26 protein-coding genes are annotated in these 26,672 nt (G+C 45.3%); 19 read left to right on the forward strand and 7 right to left on the reverse strand.

All coding sequences use genetic code 11. The features are described from left to right. Window positions 1-181: 181 nt before the first annotated feature. Window positions 182-1,993, forward strand: coding sequence for a DegV family protein (locus TBC1_RS13480; RefSeq protein ID WP_062043941.1), 1,812 nt, complete (start codon window positions 182-184; stop codon window positions 1,991-1,993). A 73-nt stretch (window positions 1,994-2,066) separates the two neighbouring features. Here the strand turns inward: TBC1_RS13480 and TBC1_RS13485 are convergent, their stop codons facing one another. Then, window positions 2,067-2,534, reverse strand: coding sequence for a lipid II:glycine glycyltransferase FemX (locus TBC1_RS13485; RefSeq protein WP_062043945.1), 468 nt, complete (start codon window positions 2,532-2,534; stop codon window positions 2,067-2,069). 117 nt (window positions 2,535-2,651) lie between these two features. Between TBC1_RS13485 and TBC1_RS13490 the strand changes: the two genes are divergently transcribed. After that, window positions 2,652-3,815, forward strand: a complete 1,164-nt coding sequence (locus tag TBC1_RS13490) for an IS4 family transposase (protein WP_062039660.1) — start codon at window positions 2,652-2,654, stop codon at window positions 3,813-3,815. On the opposite strand, the gene TBC1_RS13495 is transcribed toward TBC1_RS13490, so the two are convergent. Beyond that, the gene (locus tag TBC1_RS13495) at window positions 3,802-4,476 is read right to left on the reverse strand and encodes a lipid II:glycine glycyltransferase FemX (RefSeq protein ID WP_062043948.1); all 675 of its coding nucleotides are present in this window, start codon (window positions 4,474-4,476) and stop codon (window positions 3,802-3,804) included. The genes TBC1_RS13490 and TBC1_RS13495 overlap by 14 nt on opposite strands. An 80-nt stretch (window positions 4,477-4,556) precedes the next feature. Here TBC1_RS13495 and TBC1_RS17955 point away from each other — a divergent pair, with 80 nt between their 5' ends. From TBC1_RS17955 to TBC1_RS13510, 3 genes are all read left to right on the forward strand, one after another. Further along, a complete protein-coding gene (locus tag TBC1_RS17955; protein WP_154669515.1) occupies window positions 4,557-4,709 on the forward strand; it encodes a hypothetical protein in 153 nt (50 codons plus the stop codon). 284 nt (window positions 4,710-4,993) lie between these two features. After that, entirely contained in the window at window positions 4,994-5,758 is a 765-nt protein-coding gene (locus TBC1_RS13505; protein ID WP_062043954.1) for a DUF1295 domain-containing protein, read from the forward strand. 171 nt (window positions 5,759-5,929) lie between these two features. Continuing rightward, window positions 5,930-7,975, forward strand: coding sequence for an acetate--CoA ligase family protein (locus TBC1_RS13510; protein ID WP_062043957.1), 2,046 nt, complete (start codon window positions 5,930-5,932; stop codon window positions 7,973-7,975). A gap of 141 nt (window positions 7,976-8,116) precedes the next feature. On the opposite strand, the gene TBC1_RS13515 is transcribed toward TBC1_RS13510, so the two are convergent. Together TBC1_RS13515 and TBC1_RS13520 are read right to left on the reverse strand one after the other, a co-directional pair. Then, window positions 8,117-9,850, reverse strand: a complete 1,734-nt coding sequence (locus TBC1_RS13515; protein ID WP_062043959.1) for a dipeptidase — start codon at window positions 9,848-9,850, stop codon at window positions 8,117-8,119. A 44-nt stretch (window positions 9,851-9,894) separates the two neighbouring features. Then, on the reverse strand, window positions 9,895-10,221 hold the full coding sequence (locus tag TBC1_RS13520; protein ID WP_137305732.1) for a hypothetical protein: 327 nt from the start codon (window positions 10,219-10,221) through the stop codon (window positions 9,895-9,897). 300 nt (window positions 10,222-10,521) lie between these two features. Between TBC1_RS13520 and TBC1_RS13525 the strand changes: the two genes are divergently transcribed. The 8 genes from TBC1_RS13525 (at window position 10,522) to TBC1_RS13560 (ending at window position 17,698) form a co-directional block, all read left to right on the forward strand. Further along, window positions 10,522-11,565: a nucleoid-associated protein gene (locus tag TBC1_RS13525; RefSeq protein ID WP_062043966.1), complete on the forward strand. Its 1,044-nt coding sequence runs from the start codon at window positions 10,522-10,524 to the stop codon at window positions 11,563-11,565. A 91-nt stretch (window positions 11,566-11,656) separates the two neighbouring features. Beyond that, window positions 11,657-12,346, forward strand: a complete 690-nt coding sequence (locus TBC1_RS13530) for a hypothetical protein (RefSeq protein ID WP_062043969.1) — start codon at window positions 11,657-11,659, stop codon at window positions 12,344-12,346. Window positions 12,347-12,590: 244 nt separating this feature from the next. Beyond that, entirely contained in the window at window positions 12,591-13,919 is a 1,329-nt protein-coding gene (locus TBC1_RS13535) for an aminotransferase class I/II-fold pyridoxal phosphate-dependent enzyme (protein ID WP_062043972.1), read from the forward strand. A 168-nt stretch (window positions 13,920-14,087) separates the two neighbouring features. Next, the gene (locus TBC1_RS13540; RefSeq protein WP_062043975.1) at window positions 14,088-14,312 is read left to right on the forward strand and encodes a 4Fe-4S dicluster domain-containing protein; all 225 of its coding nucleotides are present in this window, start codon (window positions 14,088-14,090) and stop codon (window positions 14,310-14,312) included. Between the two features lie 21 nt (window positions 14,313-14,333). Then, window positions 14,334-15,416 (forward strand): 3-methyl-2-oxobutanoate dehydrogenase subunit VorB, encoded by a 1,083-nt coding sequence (locus tag TBC1_RS13545; RefSeq protein WP_062043979.1) that lies wholly within the window; start codon window positions 14,334-14,336, stop codon window positions 15,414-15,416. A 13-nt stretch (window positions 15,417-15,429) separates the two neighbouring features. After that, window positions 15,430-16,194, forward strand: coding sequence for a thiamine pyrophosphate-dependent enzyme (locus tag TBC1_RS13550; protein WP_062045577.1), 765 nt, complete (start codon window positions 15,430-15,432; stop codon window positions 16,192-16,194). 74 nt (window positions 16,195-16,268) lie between these two features. Next, the gene (locus TBC1_RS13555) at window positions 16,269-16,823 is read left to right on the forward strand and encodes a 2-oxoacid:acceptor oxidoreductase family protein (RefSeq protein ID WP_062043982.1); all 555 of its coding nucleotides are present in this window, start codon (window positions 16,269-16,271) and stop codon (window positions 16,821-16,823) included. A gap of 104 nt (window positions 16,824-16,927) precedes the next feature. After that, complete coding sequence (locus tag TBC1_RS13560; protein WP_062043985.1) at window positions 16,928-17,698, forward strand: TIGR02757 family protein; 771 nt, start codon at window positions 16,928-16,930, stop codon at window positions 17,696-17,698. Window positions 17,699-17,891: 193 nt separating this feature from the next. Here the strand turns inward: TBC1_RS13560 and TBC1_RS18100 are convergent, their stop codons facing one another. After that, window positions 17,892-18,221: a YqaE/Pmp3 family membrane protein gene (locus TBC1_RS18100; protein WP_201781693.1), complete on the reverse strand. Its 330-nt coding sequence runs from the start codon at window positions 18,219-18,221 to the stop codon at window positions 17,892-17,894. Between the two features lie 46 nt (window positions 18,222-18,267). Between TBC1_RS18100 and TBC1_RS13570 the strand changes: the two genes are divergently transcribed. Further along, window positions 18,268-19,164 carry a hypothetical protein gene (locus tag TBC1_RS13570; RefSeq protein ID WP_062043988.1) on the forward strand — a complete coding sequence of 299 codons (897 nt, stop codon included), beginning with the start codon at window positions 18,268-18,270 and terminating at the stop codon, window positions 19,162-19,164. 84 nt (window positions 19,165-19,248) lie between these two features. Next, window positions 19,249-19,581 (forward strand): thioredoxin family protein, encoded by a 333-nt coding sequence (locus TBC1_RS13575; RefSeq protein WP_062043991.1) that lies wholly within the window; start codon window positions 19,249-19,251, stop codon window positions 19,579-19,581. Between the two features lie 57 nt (window positions 19,582-19,638). Here TBC1_RS13575 and TBC1_RS13580 read toward each other — a convergent pair whose 3' ends face one another. Beyond that, entirely contained in the window at window positions 19,639-20,952 is a 1,314-nt protein-coding gene (locus TBC1_RS13580; protein ID WP_062043993.1) for an MFS transporter, read from the reverse strand. A gap of 101 nt (window positions 20,953-21,053) precedes the next feature. Here TBC1_RS13580 and TBC1_RS13585 point away from each other — a divergent pair, with 101 nt between their 5' ends. Together TBC1_RS13585 and TBC1_RS13590 are read left to right on the forward strand one after the other, a co-directional pair. After that, complete coding sequence (locus TBC1_RS13585) at window positions 21,054-21,593, forward strand: glutathione peroxidase (RefSeq protein WP_062043995.1); 540 nt, start codon at window positions 21,054-21,056, stop codon at window positions 21,591-21,593. A 173-nt stretch (window positions 21,594-21,766) separates the two neighbouring features. After that, window positions 21,767-22,342, forward strand: a complete 576-nt coding sequence (locus TBC1_RS13590; protein ID WP_062043997.1) for a rubrerythrin family protein — start codon at window positions 21,767-21,769, stop codon at window positions 22,340-22,342. 98 nt (window positions 22,343-22,440) lie between these two features. Here the strand turns inward: TBC1_RS13590 and TBC1_RS13595 are convergent, their stop codons facing one another. Beyond that, the gene (locus TBC1_RS13595) at window positions 22,441-23,100 is read right to left on the reverse strand and encodes a YceI family protein (RefSeq protein WP_062044000.1); all 660 of its coding nucleotides are present in this window, start codon (window positions 23,098-23,100) and stop codon (window positions 22,441-22,443) included. Between the two features lie 206 nt (window positions 23,101-23,306). On the opposite strand from TBC1_RS13595, the gene TBC1_RS13600 reads away from it, so the two are divergent. Further along, complete coding sequence (locus tag TBC1_RS13600) at window positions 23,307-24,083, forward strand: carboxypeptidase-like regulatory domain-containing protein (RefSeq protein ID WP_062044003.1); 777 nt, start codon at window positions 23,307-23,309, stop codon at window positions 24,081-24,083. Window positions 24,084-24,205: 122 nt separating this feature from the next. Beyond that, window positions 24,206-26,632 carry an alpha-ketoacid dehydrogenase subunit alpha/beta gene (locus tag TBC1_RS13605; protein ID WP_062044006.1) on the forward strand — a complete coding sequence of 809 codons (2,427 nt, stop codon included), beginning with the start codon at window positions 24,206-24,208 and terminating at the stop codon, window positions 26,630-26,632. Window positions 26,633-26,672 lie beyond the last annotated feature (40 nt).

Raw genomic sequence — 26,672 nt, forward strand, 5'->3', positions numbered from 1 at the left:
ATGATTAAATACCTATTTTTGCACATCCTAACGACAGGGGGTAAATTGATGATTTCAATGATATTGATGTCACTTTTTGGTAAATATTTGTCTCCGCTACAGCAAACTTTTTTATTCGCTACATGTTCTTGTGCTGTTTTGCTCATTTACCAAAACCCATTATTAACAAAACCAGTTAAAATTGAATAAGAACACTAAATCATTAACGGAACTTGATGGCAAGACGCTCTATTACAGTTTCCTTGCCGGAGCGCAGAAGATTTTCGAAAACCAGGTTCTGATCAACAAAATAAATGTTTTTCCGGTTGCCGATGCAGATACCGGAACCAATCTGGCCTCAACCATGCGGTCGATTGTTGACAGTCCAATTCCCACCGCTGACCTCAAAATGACAGCTGCTGCCCTGGCCGATGCTGCGCTTACAGGTGCAAGGGGAAACTCAGGGATTATTTTTGCCCAGTTTGTTTACGGTTTCAGCAATGAAATTCAGAAGCATGAAACCGTGAGTGTGGAAACATTCGCCGAAGTGGTCAAAAAGGCTGTAACCTATGCCTATGAAGCGATTGCCAATCCCATTGAGGGAACCATGATTACCGTAATCCGGGAATGGGCTGAGTTTATCTATATCCTCAAAGACTCCATCAAGGATTTTATTGAACTGCTTGCCCAGGCCTATCTGAAGGCACTCGAATCATTGCAGGCCACTACGGGACAACTAGCTGTGCTTAAGAAATCCAATGTGGTGGATGCCGGTGCCAAAGGATTTGTGGTTTTCCTGCAGGGCATGGTTGAATTTGTTAATGCCGGTGAACTCCGGAAGTTGCTTTCAGGACGTGAAACGGTTGTAATCGCCGATTCAGAAGTTGTTTCGCATGATGTGATTACCTACCGTTATTGCACCGAAGCCATGCTTGTTACTGACGAAAAGAAAAAGCCCGACCTTCAGATGATACGTAAGGGAATTGCCCATATGGGTGACTCCATGGTTGTAGCCGGATCTGCCAGGAAGATGCGGGTACATATACACACCGATCATCCGGCCAAGGTAATGAAGGTGCTTTCCAAATACGGATCAATCTCCTTTCAGAAGGTGGACGATATGGTCATGCAACAGGAAATCGCAACAAATCCGAAGTTTCCGGTTGCCATCGTCACCGATTCAACCTGCGATATACCGCAAGAACTGATTGAAAGATATCAGCTACAGGTTGTTCCTTTGAGTGTGCATTTCGGGGAGAACTATTTCCTCGACAGGCTGACGATCCTGCCGGCCCAGTTCTATTCAATGATCGACAAAGCCCCGGCTTACCCATCGACAGCGCAACCGGCTTACAAAGATTTCTTCAACAGGTATTCCTATCTGGCCAGCCATTATGATTCAATCATCGGCATCCATATCAGTGCATCTATGAGCGGGACCTGGAGCAACAGCTCCAAAGCCTCTCATGCGGTAGCTGAACACAGCGGAAAGAAGATCAGTGTCCTTAACTCAAAGCGTCTTTCCAGCGGATTGGGCCTGATTGTGCTCAGGGCGGCCAAAGCGCTCGAAAACGGGGCAACCCATGATGAAATTGTTTCTAAAATGGATACCTGGTCCAACAATACCAAAATTCTGGTTTCATCAAAAACCATTAAGTATATGGTGAAAAGTGGCAGGGTTAGCTATACCAAGGGATTGATCGGATCGCTGCTGAACCTGAAGCCAATTGTAACCATCAACAATGAGGGCCGTTCGGAGGCATTCGGCAAGCCTTTTACAGAAAAGGGAAGCATGGAACTGGTGATTGCAAAGATCAGGAGTATGGCTTCGGAGCGGAAAATCTGGGGCTACTCCATTTCCCACGCCCGCAACCTCAGCACTGCCAACTGGTATGCTGACCGGATGCGGGAGATTTGCGGACTTGAACCCGAGTTTATCAATGATGCATCTCCTGTACTCGGAGTTAATGTTGGCCCAGGCGTGGTCGCCCTTTCGGTGATGTTCGAAGATTAGGATTCCCTGCTTCAGAAGGCAAAACAACACAAACCGGATACTTCAATGAGTATCTGGTTTTTTTTGTGTTTTTTCACTGGTGAAAACCCGGTGACAGAATTTCGGTCATCCTGAAATGCTCATAATCGTCATGCCTGAAAGGATAATCCCAACAACCAAGCCGATGGCGGACTTTTCCTCCGAATCCTGTTTTAAAGCGATAAAGCCCGTACATCGGGTTGGCCGGATCAGGGTTGCTGCTGATCCCAAACAGGTCATATTCGGAACAGCCCATCTGCTGAGCATATTGTATGGCATTCCACTGTAAAAGGTATGGAGCCATCATTTCACGGTGATGTGAAGCGGAAGCGCCGTAAAGATATGTTGCCCTGCTCTGTGAAAGTGCCAGAAACATGCCGGCTAAAGGCGTTCCGTTGATCTCTGCCAGCAGTAGCTTTATTTCAGCCGGAGAAATAGTATCTTCGGCATCGGTTGAGAGTACCTGGTGAAAATAATCCTTCTCTTGAACTGCAATACGATTTCTTTTTACAGTCTGATTCATTAGTGTCCACTAAATTTTAACCAACGTTCTTTGAAATCCTTGACAGATCACGCTTTCAGAGCTTTTTGAGCTGGGAACGATTTGAATTGATTAGGTTTGCCGCAAAACCTGCAAACCATGAATCAAGGGAAATATGTTTTTGCTCAAATTGTAGAATTATTGCCGTACAAAGTGTTTGACAAGTATGTTAGCAAGTATCACGGCAACAAGCATGTACGGCATTTTAGTTGCTGGAACCAGTTGCTTTGTATGGTATTCGGCCAACTTACCAACCGGGATAGTTTGAGAGACTTGATTGTTGCAATCAATGCACATGGAGGCAAATCATATCACTTAGGTTTTGGGAAAAGTGTAACCCGGAGCAATCTGGCAAAAGCCAATGAAAAAAGGGATTACCGGATCTTTGAAGAATTTGCCTACCATCTGGTTGCCATAGCCCGTAAACAAAGACAAAATCATGACTTTAAGATTAAGGGACAGGTTTATGCTTTTGACTCTACCACCATTGACTTGTGTTTGAATGTCTTCTGGTGGGCTAAATTCCGCAAGCGAAAAGGAGGAATCAAACTGAATACACTGTTTGATGTCACAACCCAGATACCAGCATTTGTGCATGTCTCTGTGGCCGGGGCTCATGATGTAAACGCAATGGATATGCTTGTTTATGAGCCTGAAGCCTATTATATCTTTGATCGGGGCTATGTTGATTTTGAAAGACTCTACCGAATTACCCGGCATTCTGCATATTTTGTTGTCAGAGCAAAAACGAACCTTTGCTTTAAGCGTTTGTATTCGTTAAAAAGCAACAAAGAAACTGGGGTAAAAAGCGATCAAATCGGCAAGCTTACCGGCTTTTATGTATCCAAAGACTATCCTGAAAAACTCCGCAGGGTCAAGTTCTACGACAAAGAATCAGACAGGACTTTTGTTTTTCTTTCAAACAACTTTGAACTATCAGCCGAGGAGATTGCTTTCCTATACAAAAACCGATGGCAGATTGAGTTATTCTTCAAGTGGATCAAACAACATCTGAAGATCAAAGCATTCTGGGGTATAACAGAAAACGCTGTGCGTATTCAAGTATATTCGGCCATCATTTCATATTGTCTGGTCTCCATTGTTGGTTCCAGCTTGAAAATTGAACGGTCAACCTACGAAATTCTACAGGTATTGGGCATATCGTTACTAGACAAAACTCCTGTTAATGAGCTATTTAAAAACGTGAACTACCAAGATGTCAAAGAACCATTTTATAACCAACTGTCCCTCAGGCTAATTTAAGTGGACAGTAATGAGTCTGATTATAAAGATAATACCACTTATCGAGGTCCTGCTCGCCTGACAGCCTGATGCTGATTTTCTTCCTTTGCGACAAGCGGATATTGTATCTGGTCTTGGGTTTCATTTTGCCCAGCATAACCGCAGGATCTTTCTCCAATGGAAGTATAACCGTATTGGAAGGCAAAATATTGGTAGGTGATTTTCTGAGATTCCAGTTTTTGGTGCCGAAATTCATACGCATCTCCTGTATGGGAGTGTCAGGCAGGTCATACCAGGGCTGATCGGTTGCCGGCTGTCCGGTCCAGAAAGATGGCCAGTTGAGGTCGAAACGGATGACAAAGCATGCTTCAGGCAGATATTCGCGGAGCGCTTCCGAAAGTTCTTCGAGCCATGCACCCTGATGCTCCTGCTCAGGGACAATCTCCGGACCATAAGGGGCATAGGCTATCACCCCACCTGATTGTAACTCTCTCAGAAGAATAAGAATATCTCCCTGATGAATCCAATAGCCCGGCCGGCCGGGATCTGACTCAAAAATATCAAACGGGGCAGGATACCATCCCGTATTGTTTTTAAACTTTGCCCAGAATGCAGTCTGTTGCAAAATGCGCGTGGGAATGATCGCTCCTGTATCTTTGGGAGTAACTTTCAGTAAGTTCATGATTATTGACCCTGATCGGGCGGGGATTCACCTGATTAAAATGAAACTTGCCTGACCATCAGGCAGGAAAAAAGACTTTCATGAAAATTATGGTTGTGGAACCGGAAACATCATTGAATCCTGAGGATGAGCACTTGTTAAAAGCAAACAGGAAGATGCTTCCGGTGGGTTCCGGAATCAGGAAACGGAAAAGCATTCAGGCTTTCCCGGTATTTTCGGACGTATACATCTGAAAATCATCGAAGATCGTTTTACGGTGGCAAAGGTAGGGTTAATAAACAGAATGACAAGCGAATATTTAAATTCTTAAAGGAATGAATGTTCATGAGTCAACTCACAATACCCTGATAATAAATGATTTGCAGAAAATACTCCAGAATCTGCGAAATAGCTGATTTTAACAGTTGGAGACCAGGAATTTCAGGTAATATGAGCCAGCTCACACATTAAATTGGATAACTGATTCAGCAAAAATATGCTTAAATATCTGTATATTTGAGTTACAAAAACAGATGTTATGTTCAATTATCTTACAGATGCGGCCCTGGTGGTTTTTATTTATATGAGTCTGGTATTTGTGCTGGCATTGGTTTTGCGCGATAATTCCATCGTGGATATCTTCTGGGGGCTGGGGTTTATTGTGCTGACCGCATTCAGCATAGTCAGGAATGACTCCCCCGGTGTTTTGCAGATTCTGGTTGCCCTGATGGTATTGATCTGGGGGCTGAGATTGTCGGTGCATATATTTAAACGGAACCTTGGGCGTGGCGAAGATTTCAGGTACGCGAACTGGCGCCGGACCTGGAAGTTTTTTATACTCCGCAGTTTTCTGCAGGTTTTTATGCTTCAGGGCTTTTTTATGCTTGTTATCTCCTGGCCCGTGTTACATGTGCTGAACAACCCCTCCCCTGCTGTGCCCGGATTTATTCACGCTTCGGGGCTTTTGGTTTTCCTTGCCGGCTTTCTTTTCGAAGCCATCGGAGACTATCAGCTGACTGTTTTCAGAAAAAATCCGGATAATGCCGGGAAACTCATCACAACAGGTCTCTGGAAGCTCACGCGCCATCCGAATTACTTCGGGGAAGCCTTGCTTTGGTGGGGATTCTGGTTGCTGGCCCTGCCCCTGATCGACGGTATTTATACAGTGGTCAGCCCTTTGGTCATCACCTGGCTGTTGCGCTATGTGTCGGGAGTGCCCATGCTGGAAAAGAAATATGAAGGCCGGCCCGATTGGGAAGCATACAAAGCTAAAACGCCTGTTTTCATTCCGTTTTTGCGTTGATTTCATCAATTTAATCAGTTTATTTTCCGGCTTGCTCACAGGTGCCTTTCCTGGGAAATAATTTCTGTTTCCTTCTTTCCGTTTTTCCCTATCCCCCGCTTTTTATACCTTCGCAGCAGATTTATTCCGAACTGTATTCCTGTTAACGACAATAACAAATTCATTTTTAATATGATCAACCAGCAACTTATCAATCCACGCAGCATCGTAGTCATCGGTGGCTCAAACGACACAACCAAGCCGGGCGGAAAAGTTCTTAAAAACCTGTTGGAACACCATTTTTCAGGAGATGTTTATGTCACCAACCCGAAAGAAGATGAAATTCAGGGAATCAGGTGTTATAGAAATCCCGGCGATCTGCCCGACTGCGATCTGGCAATCCTTGCCATTGCCGCCAGATTCTGCCCCGAAACAGTTGAGTTGCTAGCCAGAAAGAAAAATACCCGCGCGTTTATCATTCTCTCGGCCGGTTTCCATGAGGAAAGCGAAGCGGGCGCCCTGCTGGAACAACAAATTGTTGATACCATCAACAGCGTGAACGGTTGCCTGATAGGGCCCAATTGCATTGGCGTGATGAATCATCATCATACTTCTGTATTTACAACACCTATACCTAAACTTGATCCGAAGGGCATAGATTTTATTTCGGGTTCGGGGGCTACCGCCGTTTTTATCATGGAGTCGGCAATGCCAAAGGGGCTTTCATTTTCCAGTGTATATTCAGTAGGAAACAGCGCGCAGATGGGCGTGGAGGAAGTACTTCAGTATCTTGATGAAAGTTTCGATCCGGAAACCAGCAGCAAGGTAAAACTGTTGTATGTTGAAAGCATCAATAAGCCTGACCTGCTGTTGAAGCATGCCTCCTCCCTGATCCGGAAGGGATGCCGGATTGCCGCCATCAAATCGGGCAGTTCTTCGGCTGGAAGCCGTGCAGCCTCATCCCATACCGGCGCATTGGCAAGCAGCGACTCAGCTGTAGATGCACTTTTCAGAAAAGCCGGCATCGTCAGGGTTTACGGCCGCGAAGAGTTGGCAGCCGTCGCCTCAGTATTTATGCATAAACCGCTTACCGGTAAGAATATTGCCATCATTACCCACGCTGGCGGCCCGGCGGTAATGCTCACCGACGCCCTTTCGAACAACGGCCTGGAGGTACCCCACATCGAGAGCCCGGAGCTGCTGGCTAAACTTCTTCCCGGCTCATCCGTAGCCAATCCCATCGACTTTCTGGCTACCGGTACTGCCGGAAATCTTGGTGATATCATCGATTTCTGTGACAATAAATTTGATAATATTGACGCTATGGCTGTCATCTTCGGCAGTCCGGGACTTACTGAAGTGTATGATGTATATAAACTCCTGGATGAAAAGATGAAAACCTGCCGGAAACCTATTTATCCGGTTCTGCCTTCAGTGATCAATGTAAAAAATGAAATTGAATATTTTCTTTCGTTGGGCAGGATAAACTTCCCTGATGAGGTTGTTTTCGGTAATGCTTTGGCTAAAGTTTACAATACGCCTGCTCCAGCGGCTCCTGCTGAACATCCGGCTGTTGATATCACCGCTATCCGCAGGGTGGTCGACGAAGCCAAATCCGGGTACCTGGCTCCTGACAAGGTACAGCAATTGCTGGATGCCGCCGGTATTCCCAGGGCTGGCGAAGCGGTTGTTACAAGCCGTGAGGAAGCCGTTGATGCGGCAGGAAAGCTCGGCTATCCCGTGGTTATGAAGGTAGTAGGGCCGGTTCATAAATCGGATGTGGGTGGCGTTGTCCTGAATGTTAAGGACGCTGAAACCGCTAGCCGTGAGTTTGACCGTATGATCAATATCAAGGACACCACTGCAATACTGCTTCAACCAATGTTAAGCGGAACCCAGATTTTTACAGGTGCAAAGTACGAACCCAAATTTGGCCACATGATCCTGTGCGGACTCGGAGGAATCTTTATCGAGGTGCTGAAGGATGTGCAATCATCACTGTCACCCGTTTCGGCAGCCGAAGCATCAGAAATGATCAAAAGTCTGAAATCCTACAAAATCATTCAGGGCGTTCGCGGACAGGAAGGGGTAAATGAAACTGCTTTTGCCGATGCGATTGTGCGTCTGTCGGCCTTGTGCGAAGCCGCCCCCGAGATAACTGAGATGGATATTAACCCGCTGCTGGGTAATGCCAAAGGTGTGGTAGCCGTAGATGCAAGGATCAGAATAGAAAAATAGAAAGGAAACGAAAGAGTAAAATATCAGAATAGCAAAGCCCCGCAAAACGGGGCTTTCTCATTATGTTGCTCTCGAATTCTTAAGAATCAGCAAGTGATTCCCTGTAAACTCCTGACGGCTGTCCAGTCAGAATACCGGCTTTTACTGTCCGGCCGGGGTTTTGAGTTTATCCCCGGTTTGATCAATCACCTGCTGTTTCCAGCTATCCGGATAGCCGGGGAAAGATGGAGACAGTGGATATCCCCACGGGTTGCGCAGTAATTCACCGTCCTTTTCCTTTTTAACGTTGCCATCGAGGTATTTTACCAGGAGAAATTCGCCAAGCTTTCGCCATCTGCTAACTGTAGATTCTGCTGTTTCGGTGGAGTATGCCGTAAGAACTTCCCTACCTTTTTCAGGATCTGATTTGTAAAGCGCGAGTGCTTTTTTGTCAATCGCAGGAATTTCTCCGGCGAAACGGGTTTCAAGTTCCTGCTGAAGTTTTTTAAGGTCAGGCATTACCCGGTTATAAAAAAGGTAAGCAAAATGGGCAACCCGGTTAAAAACCCAGAAAGCAGCCGTTTCGGAATAGGTAAGCATATCTCCGTTGCCCTCCGCCACGCAATGCGGCACTTTTTGAATCCCGCAATAAAAAGGCATGTAGACAGTTGATCCGGCATCATCAACCCCGAACCAGAAAATGCCCCCGATATGATCAGGCAGCCAGTTGCGCATCTGGGCAATAAAAGAGAAGCCTGTCTGCTGCGTTACAGTTACCCGCTCGTTAAAATACTCCTCTCCTTCATATTTCCAGGTCAATGGCCGCCAGCGGTATGGCAGACCGAAGTTTCCGGCCCCGATATCCCGCGACATATCGAGTTCCGTTCCCTGAAGGTAATCGCGCTTGAAGTTCATCAGGTCCTGCACACTCAGTTTGCGGTCAGGTTTAATGTAAAGGGGCATTCTCTCCTTTTCAATGGCGCCGGCTGCATAATCAAAGTACTTCTGCATACCGCTGTTCACATGGTTAAACATGGCCCAAACCCTTAATTCACAGAAGCGGGCAGCGCCAAAATTCAGCGGGGCATAAACATCGCTGAAACTGAATTCATCATCTTTGCCGGTAAAATAGCCCTTCCGGCGGGCAAAGGAGATGACATCGTGACTGTAAATAACTTCAATATCAGGTTGATTCAGCAGCTTGAAATTCTTACTGCTGATAGATGTCTTGCCGTTATCCAAAGGGAATTGCGTGATCCGGGCATGGTTGGCATGGGCTGAAACATACCCGTCGGGTATGCGCACGGCAACCCAGACAGCACCCTTGTCGGCATTGATCATCTTTTTCGTTTTTTTATTCAGCTCCAAACGTGTTCCCTTGCCGATAATCTCCATAATCCATACTTCGTTGGGGTCGCCGATGGAGAATGATTCACCGGTACTGGCATAGCCGAATTGCTCAACCAGATCTGCAATTACCTTAATGGCTTCGCGGGCGGTTCCGGCTCGTTGTAACGCCAGAAACATCAGGCTGCCGTAATCAACAATGCCGGTGGAATCCTGCAGTTCAGGACGGCCATCAAAGGTGGTTTCGCCCATCGCTACCTGATGCTCATTCATAAAGCCAATCACCTGGTAAGTGTGCGGCAACTGTGGTATTTCGCCCAGGGGCCTTGCGGTCCCGCGATCGTAGAGGGTAACCATACTGCCTTCGGGCCAGTCAGCAGCCGGACGCCAGTAAAGTTCTCCATAACGGATGTGCGAGTCGGCCGCATAGCTTACCATCGTACTTCCATCGGTGGAAGCACCTCTGGTTACCAGATAATTCGTACAGGATACGGCCGGAAAAATTGACAGGAAAATAAATGGCAGTATGAGTGCAAATCGCTTTTTCATTAGTTGAAGTTTTTGTTTAGATGCTATCTTTAATTAATTGTTATTCATTTTTTTGACTGATTGGAATATCTGCTGATCTCTTGCTCAATCAGCGGCAATAACCCGGGAGTGAAGTAGCATGATATATGCAAAAGGTCGCCTTCCGAAGCTGTCACCTGAGTAACACAGAGTATGATAATTTTGAGGCCTTGGCCGTCTTCATAGACTTCAAGTTCTGCTTCATCACCCCTGAGGTTAGCCATTTCATGACAACGAACCATTTCAAAACCATTGGTCCGCAGAAACTCATCCGAAACGTTGTAATAGCCGTGAGCCAGTCCCGCAGTTTCGGAATCAAACAACTGTTGTTGCTCCCTGGTAAGTGTTTTCATGAGATTCATGCATTTGCGCCGGCTAAAATACAATCTTTGACCGTATTATCGGTAAAACAGGCATCGACAGGGAATCCTTCAGGCAATAGAAATGATATGCTTTTGGTTAACCCAATAGTTGTCCTGAAAGATTGAAAAAAAAGTGCTGGTATTCAACCATTTAAAAACACTATAAGCAGTATTCGAATATAAATACATCAATTACCGGGACTAGCAGAAAACTTTAAAGCCTTCATTGGTATAATTATCTTATCATTGCAAAACGATCCAATTATCCGTATCTTACTAAATATCAGCGCAATGATTATAAGTGAAAGTGCCAATCTCCACCGTCTGGTCATTCATAAAACCGGGAACAAAGGAAAGGAAGAAGGAATAAAATTCTCAAAATCACCCGTTCAGCTCAATGAGACAATCAGGGATCTGCTTATCAGGTATTTTCTGTTCCCTTTTAAGCAGCAGGAGTATTTCAATTTCTATCATGATGCGGATCTTAGCCTCAATGAAGTTTTCCATTTTTCGGCTGCCATATTTGATGATCCAGGCAGTTTTTACCTGAACTCGGTAAATCTGGCCAACCATTTATATGAGTGCTCGTCTCATCCGAAAGTTAGGCCGGGGGAACTCTATATATCATATTTTCAGAATCTTGAACTCGACGGACAAGCGCTTGATGCCATTGGAATATTCAAGTCCGAATCGAAAGAAACCTTTCTGAAAGTATATCCTGATGGCGACAATTTTACCATTGAACATGAGGATGGTATAAATATCAACAAGCTGGATAAAGGTTGCCTGATCTTTAACAGAGAACGTGAAAACGGTTTTGTGGTGGCATCCGTCGACAACCTGAGCAAGGGTAATGACGCCCTCTACTGGATGGATGATTTCCTGAAAGTCAGGCAGCGGAATGATCAGTTTTTTCAGACCAGCCAAACGCTGACCCTTTGCAGGAATTTTGTAACTGAAAAGTTACCTGAAACTTTTGAAATTGACCGGCCGGGACAGGCGGAGCTGCTGAATAAATCTATGAAGTTCTTCAGGGAGAATGACAATTTTGTAATGGAGGAATTTGTGAGTGAGGTATTTGAACAACCTGAGGTGATACAGACATTCAATGAATACCGGCGTGATTTCGAAGTGGAAAGGGACATGAGAATCAATGATGATTTTGATATTTCCGGGCAGGCGGTCCGCAAACAGGCCAGGGTTTACAAAAGCGTTATCAAACTGGATAAGAACTTCCATATCTACATCCACGGGAACCGCAACAACATTGAGAAAGGTTATGATGAAGAACGCGGAATGGATTACTACAGGCTGTTTTTTAAGGAAGAGTCTTAGATAAATCAGACCCCGCAGGGATTTCTGTGCTAAATTTTCACAGCAGGCCAATTTCCCTACCTTTGCCGGAAATTTGTCATCATCAATCAATATGAAGCGCAACGACCCGCTGTTTATTTCGGCCCTGATCCTGTTTTTCCTGCCGTTTTTTGTTTTCCCGGCTGTTTATGATGCTTACAACAGCTTCAATTCAGCCCACGGCATGATCATGAGTTTCGTAAAGTTCGCCATCCTGGCTACGCTTGGCGAAGTAATCGGTTTGCGGATCAAAACCGGCAAATATAATTCGCCCGGTTTTGGTATTCTGCCGCGTGCCATAGTGTGGGGCTTTCTGGGGTTGACCATCAAGCTGGCCTTTGTAATTTTCAGTTCGGGAACAATTTCATTCCTCAGCTATATGGGCTTTGAAAAAGCCGGTGCAGTGATGCAGGAGGGATTTTCCGTATCAAAACTGTTTGTTGCATTCTGCATCAGTGTATTTATGAACACGATTTATGCCCCGGTAATGATGACCCTGCATAAGATTACGGACACCCACATCCTGAAAACCGGAGGGACATTGGGTGGGTTATTTACACCCATTGATTTCAGGGGAATCATTACAAACCTGAACTGGGATGTGCAGTGGAACTTCGTGTTCAAAAAGACCATTCCTTTTTTCTGGTATCCCGCTCATACAATCACGTTTCTATTACCGGTTGATTATCAGGTACTTTTCGCGGCCCTCCTCGGCATTGCGCTGGGTACTATCCTGGCCATGGCCTCGCTCAAAGGACGCTAAGCCGGTTTGAAGCTGAATATTTTTTAATGTAATTCCCGGAATATTTTTTTCATGAATCGCCTTGCCATGTTGAGGCAAATCTATAACTTGCCACCCGGTTCAGCCCTGCTGTTTTGAATACACTAAGTCAGACCTGAAGTTTAAAATATTGACATGCAATGATTTGTAAATCAGGTCTTGTGGTGATCAAAACCAGATTGCATCAGTCTCCCTTTGGATTAAAAACCAAAAACAAAATATTACTATGAAAGAGATTTTCAGGCATGACACTCCGGTCAATTATGAAGTGGTGACGCGAAAAGTGAAGGAAATGGGGCTGGCAAGTGTCGGCAAGGCTAGCATCAGGGAAATCAAGCGGTTGGTTGATAACATCGAAAGGGAAACCGGCGACCGGTTTGTAAGGATGGAGATGGGTATTCCGGGTATGGCTCCTTCGGAAATTGGAACCAATGCAGAAATTGAAGCATTAAGGAAGGGAGTTGCTGCAATATATCCTGACATTGACGGTACACCTGAGCTAAAGAATGAGATTTCAAAGTTTGTAAAGAATTTTCTGGACATAGAAGTAAAACCTGAGGCCTGTATCCCCACCGTAGGGTCTATGCAGGGTAGTTTTGCGGCATTTCTCACGCTATCGCGTATGTCGCCTGAGCGTGACACCACCCTTTTTATTGATCCGGGATTCCCGGTACATAAGCAGCAGCACAGGGTGTTGGGCCAGAAATTTGAAAGTTTTGATGTATATGATTACCGTGGCGACAAATTGCGTGACAAACTGGAATCGTATTTTTCGAAAGGTAACATCCATTCGGTGTTGTATTCGAACCCCAATAATCCATCCTGGATATGCTTTACCGATGAAGAACTTAAGACCATCGGTGAGCTGGCCAACAAATATAATGTTGTGATTTGTGAGGATCTGGCTTACTTCGGTATGGATTTCCGCAAGGACTATTCCAGACCTGGCGTACCACCCTATCAACCTACCGTGGCAAAGTATACCAATAACTATATTCTGTTTATTTCCAGTTCAAAGGTATTCAGCTATGCCGGCCAGCGTATCGGGATGATGGTCATTTCCAATGATCTGTTTGGACGGAAGGTTGAGGGATTGAGGAAATATTATAATGTTGACATTTTCGGCAGGGCGATGATCTTCGGGACTGTATATGCATTGAGTTCCGGAACGGCTCACTCGGCGCAATATGCCCTGGCGGCCATGCTGAAAGCTGCCAACGACGGTAGTTTTAACTTTATTGACGAAGTAAAGATTTATGGCGAGAAGGCTCATGCCATGAAAAAGATGTTTACCGACAACGGATTCCATATCGTTTATGATACCGATGTGGACAAGCCGATTGCTGATGGGTTCTACTTTACCATTGCTTATCCCGGATATTCGGGTGAACAGCTGATTGAAGAACTGATCTATTACGGCATCAGTGCCATTTCACTGGCCATCACCGGCAGCGAGCATCTCGAAGGGTTAAGGGCCTGTGTTTCACTGGTTCATCCCGATCAGTTTCCAGCGCTTGAAGCACGCCTCAAAAAGTTTCACGAGCATAATTCCTGAAAATGCTCCAGCCTGCCATTCTGAAATCAGAATGATCTGAGCAGGTTGTTTAAAAGGATTATAAATTGCGCCTTTTTAGTTATTTTGCAAACGTTTGCGGAGTCCGGATTGGATAAAAATCTATAATTTCGCTGCATCATAACGATCAAAACCAAACTCATATAGACCATGGCAAAAGTAAAAGGTGACATTGTAATCGACATTGAGAAGTGCAAAGGATGCGGCGTATGTATTCCTGCTTGTCCCAATGATGTGATTGCATTGTCGAAAAATGTGAACGGCAAGGGTTATCACTATGCCGAATCTGTAAATGAAGAGTGCATCGGATGTGCCAATTGCGCTATTGTTTGCCCTGACGGGGTGATTACGGTTTACAGGAAGAAAATTGAGTAAGAATTTTAATTTTTAAGGTTTATGAAAGAACTCAGATTAATGAAAGGCAATGAAGCCTTTGCCGAAGCAGCCATCCGCGCTGGTGCTGATGGGTACTTTGGTTACCCGATAACCCCCCAGTCGGAGGTGATGGAATACCTGATGGCTGAAAAGCCTCACGAGCGCACCGGAATGGTGGTTCTTCAGGCAGAGAGTGAAGTGGCTGCCATCAATATGGTTTATGGCGGTGCCGCTTGCGGCAAGCGGGTGCTCACCTCCTCATCAAGCCCCGGAATCAGTCTTAAACAGGAAGGAATTTCTTACATTGCCGGTGCCGAACTGCCCTGCGTTATCCTGAACGTTGTTCGCGGGGGTCCTGGACTGGGAACCATTCAGCCTTCACAATCTGACTATTTCCAGTCAACAAAAGGCGGCGGACATGGTGATTACCGCATGATCGTGCTTGCACCTTCATCCGTACAGGAAATGGCTGACTTTGCACGCCTGGGTTTTGACCTGGCCTTTAAGTACCGCAATCCTGTGCTGGTACTATCCGATGGCGCTATCGGGCAGATGATGGAGAAAGTGGAGCTGGATGAGCAGCGTCCGCGTTTTACCGAAGAAGAGATCATCAAAAACACGCCCTGGGCAACCACCGGAAAAACCAAAGACAGGGAGCGCAATATCATTACCTCACTGGATCTTGACTCGGCAAAACAGGAATTGCACAACCATGCACTCCAGGCTAAATACAAACTGATGCAGGAGCAGGAAACCCGCTATGAGATGATCAGCTGTGAAGATGCTGATTACCTTATTGTTGCTTATGGTACTAGTGCACGTATCAGCCAGAAGGCTGTTGACGTACTGAGAGCGGATGGTATCAAAGTCGGATTGTTGCGCCCCATTACCCTTTTCCCCTTTCCAACTGAAATCATTTCCAAACTGGCTGATCAGGTAAAAGGAATCCTGACTGTTGAAATGAGCGCCGGACAGATGATTGAGGATGTAAAACTTGCAGTCGGCTGCAGGGTAAAAGTTGAGCATTTCGGCAGAATGGGCGGTATCATCCCCTCTCCCACCGAAGTGGTTGAAGCAATGCAAACAAAAATAATCGGAGGATAATGCTATGGCTGAAATAACCAAAGAAGATATCCGTAAACCGGAGAATCTTGTATATAAGAAAACCGAATTGCTCACTGACAAACCGCTGAGTTATTGTCCTGGATGCGGTCATGGCACTGCCCACCGAATAGTGATGGAAGTGCTGGAAGAAATGGACATACAGGATAAAACCATCGGCATTGCACCGGTAGGTTGCTCTGTGCTTGCCTATGAGTTTATGAACATCGACATGCAGCAAGCCGCTCATGGTCGTGCCCCGGCATTGGCCACCGCGGTGAAGAGGTTGAATCCCGATAAATTTGTTTTCACTTACCAGGGCGACGGTGACCTGGCTGCCATCGGCACTGCCGAAACCATCCACGCCTGTAACCGGGGTGAGAATATTGTAATTATCTTCATCAACAACGGTATATACGGGATGACCGGAGGCCAAATGGCGCCCACCACCCTTCCCGGGATGAAATCATCCACATCGCCTTACGGCAGGGATGTTCATATGATGGGTAACCCCTTAAAGATGACTGAATTGGTTGCCCAACTCCCCGGCACCATTTATGTAACCCGTCAGGCAGTGCATACCCCGGCGAATGTGCGAAAAACCAAAAAGGCGATCCGGAAGGCTTTCGAAAATCAGAAACTGAATAAAGGCCTCTCATTCGTAGAGATCGTATCGAACTGCAACTCAGGCTGGAAAATGAATCCCGTTCAGGCCAACGAATGGATGGTAGAAAACATGTTCCCCTTCTACCCGTTGGGCGATATCAAGGTGAATGACTAACTGAAATGCCGGTAACATCCGGCAGTTACAGACAGAGTCGACCATTCCGGTTTAAAAATTAAAAAGTAAAAGCAATGACAGAAGAAATCATTATAGCAGGATTCGGAGGACAGGGCGTCCTTTCAATGGGAAAGATTCTGGCCTATTCCGGCGTGATGGAAAATAAGGAAGTAAGCTGGATGCCTTCCTATGGTCCTGAAATGCGCGGAGGTACAGCCAACGTAACCGTCATCATCAGCGATGAACGTATCAGCTCACCCATTGTTAATCAGTTTGATACCGCGATTATTCTTAATCAGCAGTCAATGGACAAATTTGAGAAATCTGTGAAGCCCGGAGGCCTGCTGATTTATGACCCAAACGGAATCACGCGTCATCCTCAGCGTCAGGATATCAATATCTACCAGATAGAAGCAGCCGATGAGGCAGCACGAATGGGCCTGACAAAGGTGTTTAATATGGTGGTACTCGGAGGTTTCCTGAAACTGAAACCTATTGTACAGCCGGAATTTATCCGTAAAGGACTTGAGAAATCCCTTCCCAAGCGCCACCACGGAATGATTCCCGAAAACGAGAAAGCCATCGGTAAAGGCAAAGAAATCATCAAATCAGTGCATCTGCTGAATTAGATTTCCTTTTCACACACACACCAATCATCCGGACCTGCTGCAAAACAGCAGGTCCGTTTTTTTCAGAATAACCGGTATGTGTTCTATTCACTTAATTTTGTCAAATGAATACCAAAGAACTTAAGTCTCTGCTCGATGCAAAGGCCGAATATTACAACAGGGTCGATTTTATCCATGCTGACCCCATCAGTATTCCTCATGCATTTACTGACAGAGCGGATATTGAGATCGCAGGGTTTCTTGTGGCTACCATAGCCTGGGGGCAGCGGGTTTCGATTGTAAGAAACGGTTTCAGGCTGATGGAGCTGATGGATAATGCGCCTTACGATTTTGTAATGAATGCCGGACCTGCTGATTTAAAGCAAATTTCTGCATTTGTTCACCGGACGTTCAATGCCGATGACAGCCTGTTCTTTATCGCTTCACTCAAAAATATTTACCGTTTGCATGGCGGACTCGAGCAGGCCTTTGCCGCAGGCCTCAGATCAGGAGATCAGAATGTTTATAACAGCCTTTTGCGCTTCAGGGAACTTTTTCTTGAAACCCCTCACCTGCCGCGCTCTGAGAAACACCTGGCCAATCCGGCATCGGGTAGTACCGCCAAAAGGCTGAATATGTTTCTGCGGTGGATGGTAAGGCATGATGCCAAAGGCGTTGATTTCGGACTTTGGAAACTGATTTCCCCTGCTCAGCTCTGCTGCCCGCTCGATCTGCATGTAGGAAATGTCGCCCGCAGGCTGGGGATTATGAGACGTGCACAGAATGACTGGAAAGCGGTAGAGGAAATCGATCAGGTGCTCCGCAGTTTCGACCCTGTTGATCCGGTCAAGTATGATTTTGCACTTTTCAGCATGGGAATATCTGAAAAATTATAGCCGACCGGGCGTAAACCACTATTCCTTAATAAAATCCGGCCACTTCATTCAGTAGGTGCCAATAATAAATGTTTCGGCAATGTTGCTCATCAAAGAAACAGTAACCGGAAAAAACTGCCCGTATCGCATCAGATACGGGCAGGTCAGGGAAACAATATGTGTTTAAGTTCAGGTTCCCAAAAATCAGGGCTTTTTATTTAAGCACATGATATAAGGCATGGATCACACCCGGAATCCAGAAGAACAGCGTCAGAATGAGGTTTACAATAAACGGGGTTCCGGCATCGTCATATTTCAGAAAAACAGCCAATGGAGGAAGAATAAAACAAAGAATCACAAGCAGCAGGGTTTCGGTATCAGCGGCCGGTGCGGCAGGGGCTTCCATGGATGCAGCCGGGGCTAACGATTCGGTAAGAGCCTGGCTCTTTTTGCCGGCAAAAGCTGCATCTGCAACATTCACAAATCCTAACATAAATATTACCAGAAGCATGGTAATGGTCATTCCGGGTTTAAAGATTTTCATAATTTTACAAGATTAAGTTTAACATAGGATTTACGGGTTAAAGGTAATGAATAAAAACAGCAGGATCATTCTTTCATTGATTATATTTCTGAATTTGTGTCATCATGCATTTGCCCAGCAAATGACCCTTACCGGCGCCATTGTGCTTGACAGGACTGAAGTAATGAGTTACTCTATTATTTATCAGCTTGGGAACAAAAACACCCTTACAGGATATTCGGTGAGCGACCGCAATGGCAAAGAAGAAACAAAAGCCAGAATTTCAGGGACATATAATCCCAAAACCAAGGTCCTGGAATTTGAAGAACATTTCATTGAATCCACAAAATCAAAAACCCCGGCTGAAGAATTCTGTCTGATGAAAGTAACCGGAACTTTTGAAAAAAAGGCCGGGCAGTCCGTTTATACCGGAAAGTTTACCTCAAAAAGTGCCGATCCTCTGGTAATCTGCGCATCCGGAACCATTCTGATGATGACAGAAGAAAAAATCGAACAGTTATCGGCAAAAGTAGAGAAAGCATTTGGAGAACTTCCAATGTCTGACTCCGTCCGGGAAAAAGCGGAAGGTAAACCTGTTGATACAGCCACCTGGGTGCGCAATGTGGTTGAAGTAACGCCAGGCTCGGTCAAGACAATGAAGCTGCATGATGATCAGATTCAGATAGATCTGGTAGACGACCGTTTTCAGGACGGTGATAAGATAACCATCCTGAAAAACAATGAGAGAATCGTGAGCGGACTTGAGATTACCAATAAAGTTAAATCTTTCAGATTTAACATCGGTAAAGATGAAAATGAAGTCACTTATACATTCTTTGCCGAAGACGAAGGATCCATCGCGCTGACCACCCTGAAAGCCTTTTTCAGAAACGGTCACGAACATACACTGATCATGGCCGGCATGAATAAAGGCCAATCGGTTAAAGTTGTTTTCCGCAGGTAAGCAGGCTTTCAATACCAAATAACGATTTCACGGGATAACTCCCGAATCAGTCGCATCCAGAATTATTAAAGCTACTTTTGTCTTATGAAAATTGAAATCAGAAATCCGGAAGAACTTAACACGCTTGTGTCTTCATCCACTGCCCTGCTTTTATATTTTTTCAATGATAGCTGCGCGCCCTGTGTGGCCTTGCGGCCCAAAGTGGAGCAGTTGATTTCAGGGGAGTTTCCAAAGATGAAACATGCCTATATCAATGTAGCCCTGCATCCATTGATGGCAGCATCAAACAATGTGTTTGCCAGTCCGACGATCATAGCTTTTTTTGACGGAAAAGAGACTTTCAGGGTCAGCAAGTATATCTCTCTTGATGAGTTGGCCGGGAGGATCGAACGGTATTATAGCCTGATTTTCGATTGATGCAAGGGGCCAGGTTTGTAAAATTCCCGGGTGCTATCCTTTGACTGATCAGATCGGTTAAATGGCTTTATCGCGCCGGTAAGACCATATCATGATCAGGATGGCAATAAAAAGAGAAGCGGCCCCAAGACTGAAAGTAAAAACAAAGCCAAACAATTCATAAAACAGGACTCCGAGTAATGGGGCAAATACGGCGCGTGTGGCTGTCAGAAACAAGTGTACCGACTGGTATTCTCCGGCCTCGTGTGGCTTACAGAAATAAGCAGATCCGATGTTCCAGAGCAATGACATGGTAGCGGCAAAAACTGCATGAAACAATACAAACGGGATCATGCTGTAAAATAACCTGAAATTACCCAGCTGTATGTTTTGCGGAAAATAGGCCGTAAGCACCAGGCTCAGCAGGTAAAGCATAATGGATGCAAATGTGATGGCGGCAAATTTCCGGGGATCAATTTTCCCCAACGTTCTTCCGAAAAAAGGAATAAGAAACAAAGCAATAATATTGTAGCTGTTTTTATAGGTTGCCACACTGAAGTAGTTCAATCCAAGCTGTCTTTCAAAAAAGATGGTCATCACGGTAACTGTGCTCATAAATGCAAAACCATAAAATAGAAACCCCAGCTCAAAATGCCTGAAGGGGACATTTTCCCTCATGATACGGCGCATACCGAGGGCCGAAGTTTTTACATTTTGCCAGAAACTGTTTTCCGCCGGTTCAACTTTCTCTTCGACGTATTGAATTTTCGACAAGAGGTAGGTGGAAATAACACCTGCCAATGCAGCCAGGGCAAACACATAAGTGTATGAATTCTTGTCATAATCAAGCAGCATACCGTAGGCAAAGGCGGTGACCAGCATCAGCACTTTACCATAAACAGTGGCCAGACTGTATAGCTTCCCAAAGTGCTCATGACGGTAGTTATTCTTGAGAAACAGGTTAATGGTCGGAAAAATCACCGGATTGCCCATATAATAAATTAGAAAAAGGCCCAGAAATACATAATGATATAGTGGATTTGCCTCTATAACCCCTGAACTGCGCGGAAAAAAAAGCAGAATGGCAAGAGGGGCGCGTGTAAGCAGTCCGGTGATCCTGATCAGCTTAGGCTTGTCATGCATCCTTTTCAGCCATTCGGAAATGAAGATCAGAAAAATAAAAACAAGTACTGAGAACTGAAACAGAAAACTAAGCTGATAGGATGACCCGTGCAGGCTCTTCAGAAATACAAATTCATTGAGGGTAAGCACCCCTGCAACAAAATTATCAAGGAGGGTATAGCCCAGATGAAGCCTGAATGTCTGTTTCTCACCAGCCTGCAAGTTGTTCAACCCATGTCTCCGGGACAGATAATTTATGATCAGCTTCATGGGTGCAAAGGTAAGGAGTGCAATCCAAATTATTGTCTAAAGAAAAAATGTACATCCTGAACAAAACCTGAGGTCCGGCGTTCATTAAAAAAACAAACAATATGAAAAACCTGCTTTTAACTATCTGCTTATTTTTGCTGACCGGTTTCTCTGTCATGGCACAGAAAAATTTTCACAGTTTCAAAACTACAACCATTGACGGAAAGGAATTTGACCTCTCAACCCTGAAAGGAAAAAAGGTACTGGTGGTCAATACAGCTTCCAAATGTGGTCTTACCCCTCAGTATAAAGACCTTGAAACTTTGTATAAACAATACAGCGACCGTAATTTTGTGATCATTGGTTTCCCTGCCAATAACTTCATGGGACAGGAACCCGGTACAAACGAGGAAATTGCGGAATTCTGCGAACTTAACTATGGTGTTACTTTCCCGATGATGTCGAAGATATCCGTGAAAGGCAAAGATATCGATCCCATTTACAGCTGGCTGACACAAAAATCAGAAAACGGTAAACTTGATGCAGAGGTTTCATGGAATTTCCAGAAGTTTATGATTGATGAGAACGGAAATCTGTTTGATTATCTGAGCCCGCGGGAAAGCCCGCTATCAGAAAAAGTTGTGAACTGGATAGAAAATTAAATCTGATATCCTGCATTAAAGAGTCACTTGTTCTCAAGTGGCTTTTTTTTTATTTTTATCTTTACAGAAGTGCCTGAAGTTGATCAGAAAACACGCATCAGAATTCTTTATTCCGATCAGAATCCTTCTATGCCTCGATCAGAAGCCGGGGTGTGGATTAAATGAAATCATCCATGGAAACATTAAAAGGAAGTCTTACAGAAAAAAACCTTGCCAGGGCATTTTTTTCAGAATCAGCAAACATCAGAAAATATGAGATTTTTTCGAAACAGGCCAGGCGGGAAGGTTTTGAACAGGTTGCAGCCATTTTGCTTGAAGTGGCTGAACAGAAGCGTTCCCATACGAAAACCATGTATAAGTTCCTGGAAGGAAGCAACCTGGATATTATGATACCTTTCACGAACAAGGGCATCGGGCCAACCCTTGAATGCCTCAGGGAAGCGGCCATAACTGAACTTGATGAATCGCGAAGTGTGTTTGAAGAGTATGAACGTATCGCCTGGGAAGAAGGATTCAAGCGTATTGCCACAAAATTCAAGCTCTTCAGAAGGATTAAACAGTTTTATTCCGAAAGGTTTTATGCCCTGGCTGACAATATCGCAGAAGGCAAGGTTTTCAAACGTGAAAAAAAAGTGAAATGGATCTGCCGGAAATGCGGATTGATATACGAAAGCGAGCGGGCATTGAAAAATTGCCCCGGCTGTGAGCATCCGCAGGCATATTTTGAGATACTTGCTGAGAATTATTAAATCTTCAGGGAGCTTTTCGTTACCTGCTGATGATGCATTTGCTTGCAGAAAGAAAAAAAATAGCCCCCATTCGGAGGCTACCACTTTCAAACTGTTTATTAAATTTCAGCCTTCAGATTAATTTTCAATGACATCTCGTCATGGATGAAATTATCCTTAAGGTTATCGAAAAGTTTCTTTGATCCGTACTGAACATTCCACTCAGTGCGGTCAATAATAAATGCCGGGGTTGTGGCAGTTACACCGTTATCGCTGACATTGACCATTGCTGGAAAAGTGACACTTTTGGTTATATTTTTCATTGTCAGGTTTCCGGTGATGTTGTGGCTGGCTTCAGGATTTCCGCTGACAGCTGCAACAGAAGCAATTTCGAAGACTGCTGTGGGATAGGTCTCCACTTCAAAGAAATCAGCCGATTTCAGATGGCCTAACAGTTTGGCATTCATTTCCTGATCTGTAAGATCAAGTACAACAATTGAATTCAGATCAATGGTAAATTTACCGCCGACGATTTCACCATCTTTCAGCATCACTTCTCCGGCTGAAATATTCACTGTGCCATTATGCTGACCGGTCGGTTTGGTACCTACCCATTCCACATTTGATGCGGCAAGATCAACCGGAAGGGTCACATCTCCGCTTTTTACAGTTACATCCTGCGCCTCACCGGTTGCAGCTTTCTCACCCTGAGGGCCGCCACATGATGCGATGATTCCTGTTACCAATAAAAGTCCGAGGATTTTACCAATTTTTGTCATTTTTCTCTTTTTTTAGTTTAAGTTATTGTTTTTTCAGGCATTCAGCAGCCTTGCGGGGGTATAAACACGATTGTTTAACTAATGTTCAAAAAGCTGAAACAGGCTATGGCAATCTTACAATCAATTTAACTTTTTTCAGCTAACTTTAACATTAATTAACTGACACAGCCTGCCTTGCAGGGTAAATTTGCAAAGATACAATGTACATGACCGGATTCAGGCATTTTCTGATTGTTGCACTGCTTCTGCTAAACACTGGGGCGCTTGAAGCTCAGTCTTATATTATGCTCAAGGGATCGGTATTCAGCGTTACCGGAGAAGCGCTGGTTGGCGCTCATGCCAGGAACCTGCACAGAAACTACGGCACGTTTACTGATTTTCGTGGGGAGTTTTCACTGGTGCTTGCCAGGAATGACACGCTTAAGGTTACCATGATTGGTTATAAAGCTTTTCTGTTCAGGATTCCGGTAAACCTCACCTCATTGAATTACAGTATAAAAATCACTCTATTTGAAGATACCCTGATGATTCCCGGAGTCGAGATCCGGCCTTACCCGCTGACGTACCCCGAATTCCGCCGGGAATTTATCACCATGAAGACGCCCCAGGAGATTGTGCTGAAAAAACTTAAACTACCCGCTGAACCTTTCCGGAGAAAATATGAGAATCCTGAAGGTGGTCTGTTGCTGCCCGGGCCATTCTCGTTAATTTATGACAATTTTTCGAAGGAAGCCAGACAGCGCCGGAAAATGGCTGAAATCCTGAAGCAAAATACATTGAGAAGTGATTTTCTAAACATTATATCAGCCGAAATACTCAGCCATCGGTTCGGGATCAGCACCGATGATGAGATAGATGAACTGATCAGAAACTGCGGAATCAACAGGGAAATGCTTGATAACACACCGCATTATATGCTGATTGTAATGGTTGAAAACTGTATTTCCAGACGCAATGATTACTATGGAATTCCATACAGGTAAATCTTGATTTGCATCGCTGCAAAATAATTCCCGCAAAAGATTACGCTGAACCAATAATCCCGATCTTTGTTAAGAACACCAGAACTGCATAAAGAAAATTATTACTCATAAAGCCGGATGCTATGAAATCTGCCAGCCTGAAAGAAATGACCGCACTGAAGAAAGAATATATCAACGAAGTAAAGAATGATTACCGGATAGCTTATGAAAGCCGGCAGGCAAGCCTCACGGGGAGGCGTGAAGTTCTCACAGGGAAGGGAAAATTCGGAATTTTTGGTGACGGAAAAGAGATCCCCCAGCTGGCAATGGCAAAAGCATTCCGGAACGGTGACTGGCGTTCAGGGTATTACAGAGATCAGACCTTTATGCTGGCGACAGGTATGATGAACCTTGAAGAATTCTTTGCACAGATATACGGAGATACTGACGACACATTTAATCCCGGTACTGCCGGAAGGGTGATGAACAATCATTTTGCCACCCGCAGCCTCGATAAAGACGGGACGTGGAAAGATCTTACGCTGCAGAAGAACAGTTCGGCCGACATCTCCCCCACTGCCGGGCAAATGCCCAGGTTGCTCGGCCTGGCGTTGGCTTCTAAATTATACAGAAAATCCGGTGAAAAATCCATACTGAAAGGTTTTTCCATTGAAGGCAATGAAGTGGCATTTGGTACTATCGGTGACGCTTCCACATCAGAAGGACATTTTTTTGAAACCATCAACGCGGCCGGTGTTCTTCAGGTACCCATGGCCATCTCGGTATGGGATGACGGTTGGGGAATATCCGTACCAAATAAATATCAAACCACCAAACAGAGTATTTCAGAGATTCTCAGGGGATTTGAAAGGGATGAAAACAACCCCGGGTACCTTATTTATTCTGCTGACGGATGGGATTATCCCGGGCTGATAAGTGTCTATCGCGAAGGCATTGAAATCTGCCGCAGGGAGCAGGTTCCCGTGCTGTTTCATATCAAAGGCCTGACACAGCCACAGGGTCACTCGACCAGCGGATCGCATGAGCGCTATAAATCAAAAGAAAGGCTGAAGTGGGAAAAAGAGTATGATGGCATTGCCCGCATGCGGGAATGGATGATTTCCGAAGGGATTGCCACTAATGAGGAAATTGAGGAAATTGAAAATCTGGCCACCGAAAGGGTTAAGAAAGCGCGTAAAGCTGCCTGGGACAACTACCTGAATCCGGTAAAGGCCAAACGGGATGAGTTCCTCCGAATGGCCGATGTAACTACCTGCAACTGCGCCAAAACCAGCAAAATCGAATCCATTAAGGAGGATCTCCGCCTTATTGCCGACCCCATCCGCAAAGACATTATCTCATCTGCCCGTAAAATTCTCAGGTTAATCTGTGATTCATGCAGCAATCCTCAGAATTCACTCAAAATCAATGTCAGCAACTGGCTGGAAAAAGAGATGGCTGACAACGCCGGACGATATAACTCTTATCTGTACAGTGAATCAGCCGAGCGGGTCAGTAACGTAAGTTCAGTTGAGCCCGTCTTTGACGAAAAATCGGTGATGGTACCCGGCCGGGAGATCCTCAGGGACAATTTTGATGCCTTGATGGCTAAATATCCTGAACTGGTTGTTTTTGGCGAGGATGTGGGAAAGATCGGCGGCGTAAACCAGACATGGGAAGGTCTGCAGGAAAAGTACGGCGAAAACAGGATTTTTGATACCGGGATCCGCGAAGCCACCATCATCGGTCAGGGAATCGGATTGGCCATGCGCGGGTTCAGACCCATTGCCGAGATACAATACTTCGATTATCTGCTTTACGGGCTCCAGGTGATCAGCGATGACCTTGCAACCCTTCAATACCGGACCAAAGGCGGTCAGAAAGCACCTATGATCATCAGTACCCGCGGTCACCGGCTCGAAGGGATCTGGCACTCGGGCTCTCCCCTGAGCATGGTCATCAACTCTGTACGTGGTGTGCATGTGCTGGTTCCGAGAAATATGACCCAGGCTTCGGGATTTTACAATACCATGCTGGCTTCGGATGAACCGGCCATCATTATCGAGCCCCTCAACGGATACCGGCTGCGTGAAAAGCGTCCTGCCAATATCGGGGAATACCGCATAGCACCCGGTTATCCCGAAATACTGCATCAGGGCACTGATATCACCATCGTTACTTACGGATCGTGTGTGCGCATTGCCGAAGATGCCGTTGATCAACTGAAAGCCTTCAATATCTCCTGCGAACTGATCGATGTGCAGTCCCTTATACCTTTCGACATTGACCAGACAATTGTGAAGTCGTTGCGGAAAACCAACAAGATTGTCTTCTTCGATGAGGACGTGCCGGGTGGGGCCACCGCTTATATGATGCAAAAAGTGCTGGAGGAACAAAACGGTTATCTTTACCTGGATGCACCTCCAAGAACTGTCACCGGAATGGCCCACCGGGCGGCATACAGTACTGACGGGGATTATTTCTCCAATCCCAACGCCGAGGACGTGTTTGATGCCGTTTACAATATCATGCACGATTATAACCCCGGCAAGTACCCGAAAATTTTCTGATTATTCAGCTGCTTGTTGAACCGATACATTCACAAATGGG

The sequence above is a fragment of the Lentimicrobium saccharophilum genome, assembly GCF_001192835.1.
Lineage (GTDB): Bacteria > Bacteroidota > Bacteroidia > Bacteroidales > Lentimicrobiaceae > Lentimicrobium > Lentimicrobium saccharophilum.

Bases quoted from the DNA above. Each gene is read 5' to 3' on its own strand.
- TBC1_RS13485 (WP_062043945.1), bottom strand. From the start codon at position 2,534: ATGAATCAGACTGTAAAAAGAAATCGTATTGCAGTTCAAGAGAAGGAT.
- TBC1_RS13490 (WP_062039660.1), top strand. From the start codon at position 2,652: ATGAATCAAGGGAAATATGTTTTTGCTCAAATTGTAGAATTATTGCCG.
- TBC1_RS13495 (WP_062043948.1), bottom strand. From the start codon at position 4,476: ATGAACTTACTGAAAGTTACTCCCAAAGATACAGGAGCGATCATTCCC.
- TBC1_RS17955 (WP_154669515.1), top strand. From the start codon at position 4,557: ATGAAAATTATGGTTGTGGAACCGGAAACATCATTGAATCCTGAGGAT.
- TBC1_RS13505 (WP_062043954.1), top strand. From the start codon at position 4,994: ATGTTCAATTATCTTACAGATGCGGCCCTGGTGGTTTTTATTTATATG.
- TBC1_RS13510 (WP_062043957.1), top strand. From the start codon at position 5,930: ATGATCAACCAGCAACTTATCAATCCACGCAGCATCGTAGTCATCGGT.
- TBC1_RS13515 (WP_062043959.1), bottom strand. From the start codon at position 9,850: ATGAAAAAGCGATTTGCACTCATACTGCCATTTATTTTCCTGTCAATT.
- TBC1_RS13520 (WP_137305732.1), bottom strand. From the start codon at position 10,221: ATGAAAACACTTACCAGGGAGCAACAACAGTTGTTTGATTCCGAAACT.
- TBC1_RS13525 (WP_062043966.1), top strand. From the start codon at position 10,522: ATGATTATAAGTGAAAGTGCCAATCTCCACCGTCTGGTCATTCATAAA.
- TBC1_RS13530 (WP_062043969.1), top strand. From the start codon at position 11,657: ATGAAGCGCAACGACCCGCTGTTTATTTCGGCCCTGATCCTGTTTTTC.
- TBC1_RS13535 (WP_062043972.1), top strand. From the start codon at position 12,591: ATGAAAGAGATTTTCAGGCATGACACTCCGGTCAATTATGAAGTGGTG.
- TBC1_RS13540 (WP_062043975.1), top strand. From the start codon at position 14,088: ATGGCAAAAGTAAAAGGTGACATTGTAATCGACATTGAGAAGTGCAAA.
- TBC1_RS13545 (WP_062043979.1), top strand. From the start codon at position 14,334: ATGAAAGAACTCAGATTAATGAAAGGCAATGAAGCCTTTGCCGAAGCA.
- TBC1_RS13555 (WP_062043982.1), top strand. From the start codon at position 16,269: ATGACAGAAGAAATCATTATAGCAGGATTCGGAGGACAGGGCGTCCTT.
- TBC1_RS13560 (WP_062043985.1), top strand. From the start codon at position 16,928: ATGAATACCAAAGAACTTAAGTCTCTGCTCGATGCAAAGGCCGAATAT.
- TBC1_RS18100 (WP_201781693.1), bottom strand. From the start codon at position 18,221: ATGAAAATCTTTAAACCCGGAATGACCATTACCATGCTTCTGGTAATA.
- TBC1_RS13570 (WP_062043988.1), top strand. From the start codon at position 18,268: ATGAATAAAAACAGCAGGATCATTCTTTCATTGATTATATTTCTGAAT.
- TBC1_RS13575 (WP_062043991.1), top strand. From the start codon at position 19,249: ATGAAAATTGAAATCAGAAATCCGGAAGAACTTAACACGCTTGTGTCT.
- TBC1_RS13580 (WP_062043993.1), bottom strand. From the start codon at position 20,952: ATGAAGCTGATCATAAATTATCTGTCCCGGAGACATGGGTTGAACAAC.
- TBC1_RS13585 (WP_062043995.1), top strand. From the start codon at position 21,054: ATGAAAAACCTGCTTTTAACTATCTGCTTATTTTTGCTGACCGGTTTC.
- TBC1_RS13590 (WP_062043997.1), top strand. From the start codon at position 21,767: ATGGAAACATTAAAAGGAAGTCTTACAGAAAAAAACCTTGCCAGGGCA.
- TBC1_RS13595 (WP_062044000.1), bottom strand. From the start codon at position 23,100: ATGACAAAAATTGGTAAAATCCTCGGACTTTTATTGGTAACAGGAATC.
- TBC1_RS13600 (WP_062044003.1), top strand. From the start codon at position 23,307: ATGACCGGATTCAGGCATTTTCTGATTGTTGCACTGCTTCTGCTAAAC.
- TBC1_RS13605 (WP_062044006.1), top strand. From the start codon at position 24,206: ATGAAATCTGCCAGCCTGAAAGAAATGACCGCACTGAAGAAAGAATAT.